Source organism: Mycolicibacterium chitae (assembly GCF_900637205.1).
In the GTDB taxonomy this organism is placed as follows: domain Bacteria; phylum Actinomycetota; class Actinomycetes; order Mycobacteriales; family Mycobacteriaceae; genus Mycobacterium; species Mycobacterium chitae.
In genome coordinates this window covers 3,070,140-3,082,070 of sequence record NZ_LR134355.1, presented here as the reverse complement: position 1 = coordinate 3,082,070, position 11,931 = coordinate 3,070,140, and the positions used below count along the sequence as shown (strand labels likewise).

Here is an 11,931-nt window from a genome sequence, read left to right as displayed (position 1 = left end):
ATGTCGTTCGCCCTGGCCGACCTCGCGGTGCCCCTGATCGGGGCACCGATGGCAGGTGGGCCGGGCACACCCGCGCTGGCCACCGCGGTGTCCGGCGCGGGCGGGCTGGGCTTCCTGGCCGCGGGATATCGCAGCGCGCAGCAGGTATCCGAGGATCTGCGCGCGGTCCGCTCGGCCGGCGCCGGCCCGGTCGGACTCAATCTCTTCGTGCCGCAACCCAGCACGGCGGACCCCGCCGAAATCGACCGCTACCGCGCCGAATTGGCGACGGTGGCGGCCCGCTACGGCGTCGAGTTGGGCGTCCCGCGCTGGGACGACGACGGTTGGACGGACAAGCTCGAGGTGGTCGCCGACCTGCGCCCGGAGGTGGTGTCGTTCACCTTCGCGCTGCCGGATCGCGCTGTGCTGCAGCGCCTGAGCGAGCTGGGCATCTGCACTCTGATGACCGTGACCACCGTGGCCGAGGCCCGCGCGGCCGTGGCCGGCGGTGCGGCCGGGCTGGTGGTGCAGGGTCCCGAGGCCGGTGGACACCGGGGGAGCTGGCGGCCCGACGAGCGCCCGGCGACGCAGCCGTTGGGGGATCTGGTCGCGGCGGTGCGCCACGTCGTCGACGTGCCGATCGTCGCGGCGGGCGGACTGGGCACGCCCGAGACGGTGGCCGCGGTGCTGGCGCGGGGAGCCGATGCCGCGCAGCTGGGCACCGCGTTGTTGCTCAGCGACGAGGCCGGCACCAATGCGGTGCACCGCGCGGCACTGAGCTGCGGGGAGCCCTCCGAAACCGCGGTGACGCGGGCCTTTTCGGGTCGCTACGCGCGTGGGCTGCACAATGCGTTCGTCGATCGCTTCGACGCCGTCGCGCCCGGGGGCTATCCCGAAGTACACCATCTGGCGGCCCCGCTCCGGCGCGCCGCGGTCGCCGCGGGCGATCCGGACTGGACGAACCTGTGGGCCGGTACGGCGTTCGCCGCCGCCGAGGCAGGCCCGGCCGCGGCGGTGATCGCCGCGCTCACACCCTGATCAGCGCACCGGCAGCGACTCGTCGCGGCGGAGCACGAAGAAGTACGGCCGCGCGACGCCCCGCAGGTCCATGGCGCCGATGACGGTCTGCTCGTCGAGCCGGCGGAAGACGTCGTTGATGGGCAGTTGGTCATAGATCATGGTCGCGGTGTCCACGTCGCGGTACCGGGTGGTGCGCAACCGCGCCTTGGGGCCGCGGGCGTGCAGCACTGGCCGCGCGGTGATGATGGTGTTGGTGAAGTTGCGTCGCTTGAGGGCGGGGAGCTTGCGGGCCAGGCCGAGGCCGCCGAACGCCAGCGCCGGGTTCAACGGCCACAGCGCGGTGCCGTCGGCCGTGCGGAACAGCAGCGGGTGCACGGTTTCGGCGTCCCCGAACTGCTTGCCCCACCAGCCGCTGGCCGCCAACAGGCCGTCGAGGGGGTGCCCGGTGGGCAGTTCGGCGCCGTGCCAGGTGCCGATCATGAACTCCGGGTCCACCGCGGGAGCGGCGTCGAAGACTGCGAGCGCGCCGTCGGTGCTGGTGGGGGCCTCGGGCAGGACATCGGAGAGCAGCATGGCCCCCACCCTACTTGACAGGTGTCAAGTATGAACAGTTCTGCCGGTCGGGCACACTGGGACGGTGCGTTCGACCGATCCCTGCCCCTGCGGCAACGACAGCGTCTTCGGCCACTGCTGCCTGCCGCTGCACGTCGGTGAACACCAGGCCGCCGGCGCCGAGGAACTCATGCGCGCCCGGTACAGCGCCTACGCCACCGGCAACCCGGACTACGTCTGGGCCAGCTGGCATCCCCGCACGCGACCCGCGCAACTCGACATCGACCAGGGCCCGCAATGGCTGGGCCTGCGGATCGTCGACACCGTGGCCGGCCGCCCCGGTGACGACCAGGGCGAGGTGGAGTTCATCGCGCGCCACGACGAGGGCGTGCTGCACGAGCGGTCCCGGTTCAGCGTGCGCGCCGGTCGGTGGTTCTACGTCGACGGCGACCTGCTGCCCTGAGGGTCAGGCCAAGAGTGTTGCGGGATCGGTGAAGGACAGCCCCAGGTCGTCGGCCACCTGCTCGGACAGCATCGCGCCCCGGTGGGTGGACAGGCCGTGGGCGAGCGCGGGATCGTCGCGGCACGCCTGCCGCCAGCCCTTGTTCGCCAACTCCAGCACGTAGGGCAGGGTCGCGTTGCCGAGCGCGAACGTGGCCGTGCGCGGCACCACCCCGGGCATGTTGGTCACGCAGTAGAAGACGCTGTCGTGCACGGTGTAGATCGGGTCGTCGTGCGTGGTCGGGTGGGAGTCGGCGAAGCAGCCGCCCTGGTCGATCGCGACGTCGACCAGTACCGCCCCGGAGTTCATCTGCTGGACAAGGGAATTGGACACCAGCTTGGGTGCTCGCGCGCCCGGGACCAGGACCGCCCCGATCACCAGGTCGGCGTTCTCGACCGCGGCCTGCAACTCGAGCGCCGAGGAATACCGGGTGTGGATTCGGCCGCAGAACTCGGCGTCGAGGGCACGCAACCGGGTGAGGTTGACGTCGAAAACCGTGACGTTGGCGCCCATCCCGGCGGCGACTCGCGCGGCGTTGTGTCCCGCGACGCCGCCGCCGATCACCACCACCTCGGCCGGCGCGACGCCGGGGACCCCGCCCATCAGCACGCCGCGTCCGCCTTGCGCCTTCATCAGATGATAGGCCCCGACCTGGGCGGACAGGCGGCCGGCGACCTCGCTCATCGGGGCTAACAACGGCAGGGCGCCGTCGGACAACTGGACGGTCTCGTACGCGATCGAGGTGGTGCCGGCGGCCAGGAGCGCCTCGGTGCACGGCGCGGACGCGGCCAGGTGCAGATAGGTGAACAGCGTCTGGTCGCTGCGCATGCGGACATACTCGGCCTCGACGGGTTCCTTGACCTTCAACAGCAGGTCGGCCTCGGCCCACACCGCATCGGCGTCGGCGACCAGCCGCGCGCCGGCGGCCGCGTAATCGTCGTCGGAGATCGCCGAACCCAGTCCGGCGCCCGACTCGATGAGCACCTCGTGGCCGTGCCGGGTCAGTTCGGCGACGCCGGCCGGGGTGATGGCCACCCGGAACTCGTTGTTCTTGATCTCGGTCGGTACTCCGATGCGCATCAGCCCACTTTAGTGACGCGCTTGTGCACGCGACCAAACTCTCGCTCCGCGAGCGGGCAGCTGCCACAACGTCCTGGACACGGGCTGCAACCCGATTAGGTTCGGGTTCAGGGGTTTTGCGATCCAGCGATGGTAGGAGCGGCATGTACGTGACCCAGGGACTGCACCGCGGAATGCAACAGACTCCCGATGTCACCATGACGATCTGCGGCGGGCGCAGCCAGAGCTTCCGCACCGTCGCCGAACGGGTGGCCCGGCTGGCCGGCGGGCTGCGCGAGCTCGGCGTCGCGGCCGGCGACCGGGTCGCCATGCTGGCGCTGAACTCGGATCGCTATCACGAGTACCTGCTGGCCGTGCCGTGGGCAGACGCGGTGCTGGCCCCGCTGAACACCCGGTGGAGCGCGGCCGAACTCGGTTATGCGCTGCGCGACTGCGAGGCGCGGGTGCTGATCGTCGACGACGCGCACCGCGGCCTGCTCGACGCCATCCGCGCGGAGTGCGCGCAGCTGGACGTTGTGGTGCACTGCGGGGACGCCGCGGCGCCGGCGGGGACGATCGACTACGAGGACCTGATCGCCGGGGCCGCCGCGATCGCCGATGCCCGGCGCGGGGGTGACGCGCTCGCCGGGATCTTCTACACCGGCGGGACGACGGGAGCGCCCAAGGGTGCGATGCTTTCGCACACCGCGCTGGGGACGTCCTGGCTCGGGGCGCTGGCCTCGGGTCATCTCTTCGGCGCCGGACGGGACACCCGGTATCTGCACGCCGCGCCGATGTTCCACCTGGCGGATCTGGCGGCCTGGGGCGCGGTGACGCTGCTCGGCGGCACGCATGTGATCGTGCCGCGCTTCGAACCGGGGGAGTTGCTGGGCGCCGTGGTGTCCCACCGGATCACCGATATCGCCCTGGTGCCCACCATGATCCAGACGGTGCTCGACCATCCGGGCCTCGACGCGCACGACCTGTCCAGCGTGCGCTCGATCCTCTACGGCGCCTCGCCGATGCCGCAGGCGCTGCTCGAACGCGCCGCGGCGGCCCTGCCGCGGGCGGCGTTCACCCAGGCCTACGGCATGACCGAGCTGGCCCCGATCGCCACGCTGCTCGGCCCCGAGGAACACCGGGACGCGACACTGCGGCGCTCGGCGGGCCGCGCCGCGCCGCACTGCGAGATCCGCGTGGTCGACGAGACGGGCGCCGAGGTGCCCCGCGGGACCGTCGGCGAGATCGTGGTGCGCGGCGCGAACATGATGACCGGCTACTGGAAGCGGCCCCCCGAGACGGCCGAGGCCATCCGGGGCGGGTGGTTGCACACCGGTGACGGCGGTTACCTGGACGAGGCCGGCTACCTGTTCGTCGTGGACCGCATCAAGGACATGATCGTGACCGGCGGCGAGAACGTCTACTCGGTCGAGGTGGAGAACGCGGTGGTCCGTAATCCCGCGGTGGCCCAGTGCGCGGTCATCGGCGTCCCCGACGAGAGGTGGGGCGAACGCGTCCACGCCGTCGTGGTGTTGCGTCCCGGCGGGGCAACGTCCGAGGAGCAGATCCGCCGGCACGCAAAGCAGTTCATCGCCGGCTACAAGGCGCCGCGCAGCGTCGAGTTCGTCGAGCAGTTGCCCGTGTCGGCCGCCGGCAAGGTTCTCAAACGCGAACTGCGCCAACCCTACTGGTCAGGCAGCGGGTCGTCGGGCAGCATGTCCTGACCGAAGGTCGCGGTCAGCAGCAGCGCCACCTGCAGGTCCAGGCGCCGTTCGTCGAGGGAATGGCCGAGCATCGCCTCGATCCGCTGCAGCCGGTACAGCACGGTGTTGCGGTGCATGAACAGCCGCTCGCTGGCCCGGCGCGTGCTGCCGCCCTCCTGCAGGAAGACCCACAGCGTCTCCCGCAGTTGTTCGGCGGCCGCGGTGCGGGCCGCGAGTTCCCCGAGGGCCCGGGCGACGAAGCGCCGGGCTTCTTCCTCGTCGCCGGCCAGCAGGGCAACGGTGGCCACCTCGGCGTGCAGGGTCAGCCGTGGCGGCGCCGGCATGCGGGCGGCCACTCGTCGCGCCCGCAGCGCCTGCTCGTGGCTGATGCGGAACGCGTCCGCACCGCAGGTGGTCTGCCCGACGGCGATCAGGACCTCGGAATCGGGGAGCTGCCCGGCGGACTCGACGAGGCGGTCGGTGTCCACGTCGCCGGCGATCCAGGCCCACATGGCCGACGTGCCCGCGGGCAGGTGCAGCATCCGGGGAACCCCGGCCCGCGAGGACAGCGAGCCGAGCGCGCGGCCCAGCGCGTTCAGTTGCAGGTCGACCTCCCCGTGCGACGGCATCCAAGCGATCAGGGCCGTCTGCGGGGCCCGCAGGTCGTGGTCGAGCTGGCGGCTGGCGTGGTCGACGGGAATGCGGTCGCCACGCAACAGCCGCTCCACCAACGCGCTGCGGCGCGCCGCCTCGCCCAGCAGCCAGCGGTCCCGCTCCCGCTCGTAGTCGGAAACTAACTGTGCGACAACGCGATCCAGGTACACGTTGAGTTCATCGAAGCTGCGGTGCAGCGCCTCGATGAACACCTGCTGATCGGTGAGCCGCTCGGCGAGCACGTCCATCCAGAGCCGGGAGAACAAGGTCTGCCCCACTCGATACGACTGGATCAGCGACTCCAGCGGCAGTTGGCGTCGCGCGACGGTCGAGGCGAATGCGATCACTTCGGGTCGAATGGGCACCTGTTCGGCGACCGCCTCGGCGCGGAACACCGACAGCATCGCGGCGACATTGCCGTAGGCGCTGGCCTCGACGTCGCGGATCAGGTCGTCGTCGTCGAAGAACTCCGGGACCGACCCGGCCAATTGCTCGCTGAGTTGCACGGCCACATCGTCGGCCCGGGCTTCCAGGTCGTGCGCACACGCCATGATCGCGTCGTGGGCGCTCAGGGAAGTGACCACCGTCACAATGCTACCGGGCGCAGTCCCGGGTCCGGTCCGAATCGCTCACGGCGCGGATACCAGCCCGGCCGAGCGACTGTCCGGCACACCCGGATTCGCACCGGCGCGCCGCGCCCGCCGCCGCCCCGCGCGCATCTCGCGGCGCAGCGTCTTGAGGTAATGGTTGTGATCCACCTGGATGGTGTGGCGGGCCGAAGCGATGAACCGCTTCCGTAGCCAGCGCTGATCGGCCTTGATCGCGCGGCGCATGTCCTCGACAGCCGGCAGCGCGCAGCGTCCGGCGAGCAGTTCTCCGATCCATTTGCCCTGCAGTTCGGCGAGCGGCTGAATGGCGCCGAGCGGTTGGCATAGCCCGACGAAGAACAAGCCGGGCCGGTCCGGGTCGATCACTCGGTGATACAGCGCGATGTGGTTGTCGGGGGCGCTGAGGAAGTCTTCGTCGAAGAACGGGAAGGTGATCCGGTAGCCCGTCGCGCAGATGATCACGTCGACCGGTTCGACCGTCCCGTCGACGAACCGGACCCGGTCGCCCAGCAGTTCGGCGATCTGCGGTTTGGGTGTGATCCGACCCAGCCGCAACTCGTCCATCACCCCGGCGGACATCGTCGGATGGGCATCGCCGAAGGCGTGGTCCGGGGTGGGGAGTCCGTAGTCCTGGCCGCGGCCGTTGGTCAGCCGCATCAGTGCCCCGAGCACTACGCGACCGGGCTTGTGCGAGGCGGAGTTCAACAGCCAGTTCGGCGGCGCCATGCCGAAGACGTACTTCGGCATGATGTGCGCGCCGCGACGGACCGACAGATACGTGGTGTCCGCCAGATGCGCGGCCTCGCAGGCGATGTCGACCGCGCTGTTTCCGATCCCCACCACCACGACCCGCTTACCGGCCAGAAAGGCCGAATCCCGGTAGTCCCGGGAGTGCATCAGGGTGCCGTCGAACGTGCCGGGAAACATCGGTTCCGGCATGCGCGCGTCCCAGTGGTGACCGTTGGCCACCAGCACGTGGTCGTAGCGTTGGGTGCGGCCGTCATCGAGTTGCACGTCGAAGCCGCCGTCGGCCCGCGCGGCGACGTGGGTGACCTCGGTGCCGAACTGAATGTGCCGGTGGAGACCGAAATGACGCGCATAGTCGTCGAAGTAACGTGCGAAGTCCCAGTGGCTCGGGTAGGCGGGCAGGTCGTCGGCCATCGGGAAGTCGCGGTAACCCATGTACCCCTTGGGAGCATTGGAACTGAGGGTGCGGTAGGCCGCGGCGACCCCGCTGGGGTTCTCGAAGACCCAGAGGCCGCCCACTCGATCGCTCTTCTCGAAGCAGTCGAACTCGATACCGGCCGCCTGCAAGCCGACACACGCGGCCAATCCCGCGGATCCGGCCCCGATCACGGCGGCCCTCGGGGAAGTCCGGCCAGGGGTCATGACACTGTCCTTTCTGAAAGTGACGACACGAAGGAGATCTGGTCGCCCACAACGGCATCGAAGACCGGCCCGCGGTCGTAGACGTCGAAGTGCCCCGCGCCGCCGTACTCGCGCACCACCGCCTTCGCGCGCTGCGCCGCGGCCTGTGCCAGGTCGGCCGGCGCATTGCGATCCCCGGCGGCGATCTGTACCAGCACCGGGGCGCCGATCCGGTGGGCGCGCAGAACCGGCCGGTACGCCGGTACGCGCAGCAGCATCCGGGCCGCGAACTCATTGCGCCACAGCGGGGCCCGCTCGGCCACCGCGAGGTAGCCGGGCAGGGCATCCGGGGTGGTCAGCATCGCCACGGTATGCGGCGCCCCGACCGCGGGCAGCAACACCGGCGCGGCCCCGGACCCGGCGGCGAGGGCGTCCCGCAGCGCGGCCGCGCCCAGCCGCACCGCGGTGCCCGCGGTGAGTTCGCGCCGCATCCGTAACAGCGTGCTCAATCCGTCGACGATCGGGGTGAGGGCGATGACCCCGGTCAGGTCGGTGCGCCCGGCCGCCACCGCCAGGACGTGACCGCCCGACAGCGAGGTGCCCCAGATCACCACGCCGTCCACCTGGTCCAGTTGGTGCGCGGCGTCGATCGCGGCGTGGTAGTCCCGGCGCTGGGCGGCGAAGTCGATGACCTGGCGCGGATAGCCGTCCGAGGCGCCGAAACCCCGATAGTCGAAGCACAGGGTGTCGATGCCGGCGGCGGCGAAACGTTCACCGAAGCCCACCAGGCCCGCGTCCCTGGTGCCGCAGAAGCCGTGTGCCATCACCACACACGGGCGGCGGTGGGGGCCGTCGGCCACGTAGTGCCACGCCGCGACCGCGGTGCCGGCAACGGGGATGCGCAGGTCGTGCCGTTTCATTTGCGGGCCTGCGGGCTGTTGGCTCCCGGTGCGGCGAGGAACTGCCGGTATGCCGCGAGGAACTCGGGCGTCTGGATGCACTGCCGCTGGGCCTGCAGTTCCGCGTCGAGCGTGTCGGCCCACAGCGGGCGTGCGGCGCGGTCGATGAGGCGCTTGGCCAGCCCGTTGGCGGTGGTCGAGCAGGCCAGCAGCTCGTCGGTCAGCGCGGCGGTTGCGGCGGCCAGTTTGGCCGCGGGCACCACGCGGTTGGCGATGCCGAGCCGCCCGGCCCGCGCGCCGTCGATCATCGCGGAGGTCAGGATCAGTTCTTTGGCCCGCCCGGCCCCGACCAGCGCGGCCAGCCGCCCGGCTCCGCCGACATCGGGGACCACGCCCATCCGGGTCTCGGGCAGCCCCATCGTTGCGTCCCCGGCGATGACCCGCAGGTCGCACGCCAACGCCAGTTCGAAACCCGCGCCGATGGCCCAGCCGTGCACGCTGGCCACGGTGGGGATCGGTAGCCGCTCGAGCCGGTCGTAGGCCGCGACGAAGGCGCCGCGGATGCGGTTGAGTCCCGCCGGTGTTGCCAGCCGGGCCAGCGTCGCCGCGTCGATGCCCGAGCTGAATCCCGGTCCGTCGCCGCGGACCACCACGGCGCCGACATCCGCCGCGGACTCCAGCTCGGCGACCGCCTCATCGAGGGCCTCGATGAGGCTCTCGTCCAGGGCATTCCGTCGCTCGGGCCGCGCCAGTACCAGATGGGCGACGCGGCCGGTGAGTTCGAGCCGGATGGAGGACATGCATGCAGCTAAGCGCCGTTCGGTGGCGTCGGCCATGGCGTCCTGCACAGAGATGGGCCGCGGTGTTGTGCAGTTTCGGCGTCCAATGGCCCGGGCATTAGGCTGCCAGGCATGCGAGTGGGAGTTCTGGGCGCCAAGGGTAAAGTGGGGGCGACGATGGTCGCTGCGGTCGAAGCGGCCGACGACCTCGACTTCACCGCCGGGGTGGACGCCGGTGACGACCTGGGCCGGCTGACCGACAGCGGCACCGAGGTGGTCATCGACTTCACCCACCCCGACGTGGTGATGGACAATCTGAAGTTCTTGATCGACAACGGGATTCACGCCGTCGTCGGCACCACGGGTTTCACCCAGGAGCGCCTGGATCAGGTCAGCGCGTGGGTCGAGGCCAAGCCGGGTGCCAACGTGTTGATCGCCCCGAACTTCGCCATCGGCGCGGTGCTGACCATGCACTTCGCCCGGCAGGCCGCGCCGTACTTCGAATCGGTGGAGATCATCGAGCTGCACCACCCGCACAAGGCCGACGCCCCCTCCGGCACCGCGGCGCGCACCGCGAAACTGATCGGTGAGGCCCGAAAAGGGTTGCCGCCCAACCCCGATGCCACCAGCACCGGACTCGACGGCGCGCGCGGCGCCGATGTGGACGGCGTCCCGGTGCACTCGGTGCGGCTCACCGGGTTGGTGGCCCACCAGGAGGTGCTGTTCGGCACCCAGGGGGAGACGCTGACCATCCGGCACGACAGCCTGGATCGCACCTCGTTCGTGCCCGGCGTGCTGTTGGGGGTCCGGGAGATCGGCAAGCATCCCGGGCTCACCGTCGGGATCGAGTCCCTGATGAACCTGGGCTGATGCGCACCCTGCGCACCCAGGTGCTGATCGGGTTCCTGTGTGTGGCCCTGCTGGTGTATTTCGTGCTGCTGGGACGCATCGCGGTGGCGCTGATCGCCGACGGGCGCGTTGCCCCGGTGGGCCTGGGCCTCGCGCTGCTGATCCTGCCGTTCATCGGGCTGTGGGCGATGATCGCCACGCTGCGCGCCGGGTTCGCGCATCAGCGGCTGGCCCGACTGGCCGCCGAGCAGGGGATGGAACTCGATGTCAGCGCGTTGCCGCGGCGGGCCAGCGGTCGGATTGAGCGTGCGGCCGCCGATGAGATGTTCGACACGGTGCGCGCCGAACTCGACGCCGACCCGGACAACTGGGTCCGGTGGTACCGGGTGGCCCGGGCCTACGACTACGCCGGGGACCGCACCCGTGCCCGCGCGGCGATGAAGAAGGCCGTCGAACTACACGAATCCCGGTAGGGCGCTCAGGCGGACATCCGGGCCAGATGATTGGGGCCGCCGACGTAGACGATCCCGGCGGTGCTCGGCGCGGTGGCCGCGTGGGCGATGGCCGTGGCGAACTCGGCGACGCCGCGGTGGGCCGACCGGCGGCGCGTCACCGTCGTGGCCGAGTCGCCGCCGTCGAGCAGCGTGAGCACGGCCTTGCCGTCGATCATGTCGCCGGAGACCACGGTGAAGTGGACGCCCCGGCGCTCGAACTGCGAACGCATGGCGTACAGCGCGGTCTCACCGGCGCGCTTGCTGGCCGCGACGGTGGCGTATCCCTTCGGCACCGCCTTGTGCGGGTAGAAGTGCGCCTGATGGCTGGTGGCGAAGACCAGATTGGCCCCGGCCGGCATCAGCGGCAGCGTCAGGCGGGCGAGTCGCTGCTGGGCGTCGTGATTGATCCGCATCGCGTGATTGGGGTCGATGCCGGCCTCCAATCCACCGGAGGCGTTGAGCACCAACGCATCCAGGCGGCCGAACCGCTCGGCCACGCCGTCGATCATCGCGGCCGTGGCCGCCTCCTCGGAGATGTCGGCGGCGACCGTGGAGGCCTGGCCGCCCGCGCTGCGGATCGCGTCGACGACGGCGTCGGCGCCCGCCGAGTTCTTCCGGTAGTTGACGATGACGTGGGTGTCGGGTCGGGCGAGGTGCTGGGCGACCTCGGCGCCGATTCCGCGCGAGGCACCGGTGACCAGCGCGACCCGGGTGTTGCTGTCTGATTGCATAGTGGCTCCTTCCCTGGCTGCCATACAGCGGGCTGGCAGGTCTGGTGTCGTGGCTCGTGGGGCGACGCCACCAGCGTTATGCGTACTGACCATACACCGAATTTAAGAAAAATAAGGGCCAATTAAGGCAACGGTTAGGTGTCCGCCGTGCTATGTCCGTGACCTTCGTGGGCCCGGGGTGGTATCGGTGGTGGCGGAAGAAGGTCGAGAAAGGGGCGGATCGTTGCCGCGGTTGCTGATCGTTCACCACACCCCATCGCCGCACTGCCAGGAGATGTTCGAGGCCGTGCTGTCCGGCGCGTCGGATCCTGCCCTCGCGGGTGTGGACGTGGTCCGTCGACCGGCGTTGTCGGTGTCGACCACCGACTGGCTCGAGGCCGACGGCTATCTACTGGGCACTCCCGCGAACCTCGGCTACATCTCCGGTGCCCTCAAGCACGCGTTCGACCAGTCCTACTACCCGCTGCTCGATGCGACCCGGGGACGTCCGTTCGGCCTGTACATCCACGGCAACGAGGGCACCGAGGGCGCCGAACGCGCGGTCGACGGCATCACCGCGGGTCTGGGTTGGGCGCGGGTGACCGAGACAGTGGTGGTGTCGGGCAAGCCGTCCAAGGACGACCTCGAGGCGTGCTGGAATCTGGGCGGCACCGTCGCCGCGCAACTGATGGGATAGTCCGGCGAAAACGGCGAGTCGGCCCGTCGCGCCAGGTGACAGGCCGACTCGGCGGGAA

At 70.6% G+C, this 11,931-nt stretch carries 13 protein-coding genes; 6 read left to right on the top strand and 7 right to left on the bottom strand.

Annotated features, from left to right (window positions below; translation table 11 throughout):
• Positions 1 to 1,017: a nitronate monooxygenase gene (locus EL338_RS14600; protein ID WP_126334413.1), complete on the top strand. Its 1,017-nt coding sequence runs from the start codon at positions 1 to 3 to the stop codon at positions 1,015 to 1,017.
• Here the strand turns inward: EL338_RS14600 and EL338_RS14595 are convergent, their stop codons facing one another.
• A complete protein-coding gene (locus EL338_RS14595; protein WP_126334412.1) occupies positions 1,018 to 1,572 on the bottom strand; it encodes a DUF4334 domain-containing protein in 555 nt (184 codons plus the stop codon). It abuts the gene before it with no gap.
• Positions 1,573 to 1,636: 64 nt separating this feature from the next.
• Here EL338_RS14595 and EL338_RS14590 point away from each other — a divergent pair, with 64 nt between their 5' ends.
• Positions 1,637 to 2,014: a YchJ family protein gene (locus EL338_RS14590; RefSeq protein WP_126334411.1), complete on the top strand. Its 378-nt coding sequence runs from the start codon at positions 1,637 to 1,639 to the stop codon at positions 2,012 to 2,014.
• A gap of 3 nt (positions 2,015 to 2,017) precedes the next feature.
• Here the strand turns inward: EL338_RS14590 and ald are convergent, their stop codons facing one another.
• The gene (gene ald / locus EL338_RS14585; RefSeq protein ID WP_126334410.1) at positions 2,018 to 3,133 is read right to left on the bottom strand and encodes an alanine dehydrogenase; all 1,116 of its coding nucleotides are present in this window, start codon (positions 3,131 to 3,133) and stop codon (positions 2,018 to 2,020) included.
• A 143-nt stretch (positions 3,134 to 3,276) separates the two neighbouring features.
• On the opposite strand from ald, the gene EL338_RS14580 reads away from it, so the two are divergent.
• The gene (locus EL338_RS14580; protein WP_126334409.1) at positions 3,277 to 4,836 is read left to right on the top strand and encodes an acyl-CoA synthetase; all 1,560 of its coding nucleotides are present in this window, start codon (positions 3,277 to 3,279) and stop codon (positions 4,834 to 4,836) included.
• Here the strand turns inward: EL338_RS14580 and EL338_RS14575 are convergent.
• The 4 genes from EL338_RS14575 to EL338_RS14560 are packed head-to-tail and all read right to left on the bottom strand — an operon-like array spanning position 4,797 to position 9,144.
• A complete protein-coding gene (locus tag EL338_RS14575; RefSeq protein ID WP_126334408.1) occupies positions 4,797 to 6,053 on the bottom strand; it encodes a PucR family transcriptional regulator in 1,257 nt (418 codons plus the stop codon). The two genes, EL338_RS14580 and EL338_RS14575, sit on opposite strands and share 40 nt — an antisense overlap.
• A 45-nt stretch (positions 6,054 to 6,098) precedes the next feature.
• On the bottom strand, positions 6,099 to 7,466 hold the full coding sequence (locus tag EL338_RS14570; protein ID WP_126334407.1) for a flavin-containing monooxygenase: 1,368 nt from the start codon (positions 7,464 to 7,466) through the stop codon (positions 6,099 to 6,101).
• Positions 7,463 to 8,365, bottom strand: coding sequence for an alpha/beta hydrolase (locus EL338_RS14565; protein WP_126334406.1), 903 nt, complete (start codon positions 8,363 to 8,365; stop codon positions 7,463 to 7,465). The genes EL338_RS14570 and EL338_RS14565 overlap by 4 nt, the downstream gene beginning before the upstream one ends.
• Complete coding sequence (locus EL338_RS14560) at positions 8,362 to 9,144, bottom strand: enoyl-CoA hydratase/isomerase family protein (RefSeq protein ID WP_163792177.1); 783 nt, start codon at positions 9,142 to 9,144, stop codon at positions 8,362 to 8,364. The genes EL338_RS14565 and EL338_RS14560 overlap by 4 nt, the downstream gene beginning before the upstream one ends.
• A 111-nt stretch (positions 9,145 to 9,255) precedes the next feature.
• Here EL338_RS14560 and dapB point away from each other — a divergent pair, with 111 nt between their 5' ends.
• Together dapB and EL338_RS14550 are read left to right on the top strand one after the other, a co-directional pair.
• Complete coding sequence (gene dapB, locus EL338_RS14555; RefSeq protein ID WP_126334404.1) at positions 9,256 to 9,993, top strand: 4-hydroxy-tetrahydrodipicolinate reductase; 738 nt, start codon at positions 9,256 to 9,258, stop codon at positions 9,991 to 9,993.
• Positions 9,993 to 10,445, top strand: coding sequence for a hypothetical protein (locus EL338_RS14550; RefSeq protein WP_126334403.1), 453 nt, complete (start codon positions 9,993 to 9,995; stop codon positions 10,443 to 10,445). The genes dapB and EL338_RS14550 overlap by 1 nt, the downstream gene beginning before the upstream one ends.
• Before the next feature lie 5 nt (positions 10,446 to 10,450).
• On the opposite strand, the gene EL338_RS14545 is transcribed toward EL338_RS14550, so the two are convergent.
• Positions 10,451 to 11,197 carry an SDR family oxidoreductase gene (locus tag EL338_RS14545; protein WP_126334402.1) on the bottom strand — a complete coding sequence of 249 codons (747 nt, stop codon included), beginning with the start codon at positions 11,195 to 11,197 and terminating at the stop codon, positions 10,451 to 10,453.
• 274 nt (positions 11,198 to 11,471) lie between these two features.
• Here EL338_RS14545 and EL338_RS14540 point away from each other — a divergent pair, with 274 nt between their 5' ends.
• Positions 11,472 to 11,873, top strand: a complete 402-nt coding sequence (locus EL338_RS14540; protein ID WP_163792365.1) for a flavodoxin family protein — start codon at positions 11,472 to 11,474, stop codon at positions 11,871 to 11,873.
• Positions 11,874 to 11,931: the final 58 nt, after the last annotated feature.

Bases quoted from the DNA above. Each gene is read 5' to 3' on its own strand.
- EL338_RS14580 (WP_126334409.1), top strand. From the start codon at position 3,277: ATGTACGTGACCCAGGGACTGCACCGCGGAATGCAACAGACTCCCGAT.
- EL338_RS14540 (WP_163792365.1), top strand. From the start codon at position 11,472: ATGTTCGAGGCCGTGCTGTCCGGCGCGTCGGATCCTGCCCTCGCGGGT.
- EL338_RS14595 (WP_126334412.1), bottom strand. From the start codon at position 1,572: ATGCTGCTCTCCGATGTCCTGCCCGAGGCCCCCACCAGCACCGACGGC.
- EL338_RS14550 (WP_126334403.1), top strand. From the start codon at position 9,993: ATGCGCACCCTGCGCACCCAGGTGCTGATCGGGTTCCTGTGTGTGGCC.
- EL338_RS14565 (WP_126334406.1), bottom strand. From the start codon at position 8,365: ATGAAACGGCACGACCTGCGCATCCCCGTTGCCGGCACCGCGGTCGCG.
- EL338_RS14560 (WP_163792177.1), bottom strand. From the start codon at position 9,144: ATGTCCTCCATCCGGCTCGAACTCACCGGCCGCGTCGCCCATCTGGTA.
- dapB (WP_126334404.1), top strand. From the start codon at position 9,256: ATGCGAGTGGGAGTTCTGGGCGCCAAGGGTAAAGTGGGGGCGACGATG.
- ald (WP_126334410.1), bottom strand. From the start codon at position 3,133: ATGCGCATCGGAGTACCGACCGAGATCAAGAACAACGAGTTCCGGGTG.
- EL338_RS14570 (WP_126334407.1), bottom strand. From the start codon at position 7,466: ATGACCCCTGGCCGGACTTCCCCGAGGGCCGCCGTGATCGGGGCCGGA.
- EL338_RS14600 (WP_126334413.1), top strand. From the start codon at position 1: ATGTCGTTCGCCCTGGCCGACCTCGCGGTGCCCCTGATCGGGGCACCG.
- EL338_RS14545 (WP_126334402.1), bottom strand. From the start codon at position 11,197: ATGCAATCAGACAGCAACACCCGGGTCGCGCTGGTCACCGGTGCCTCG.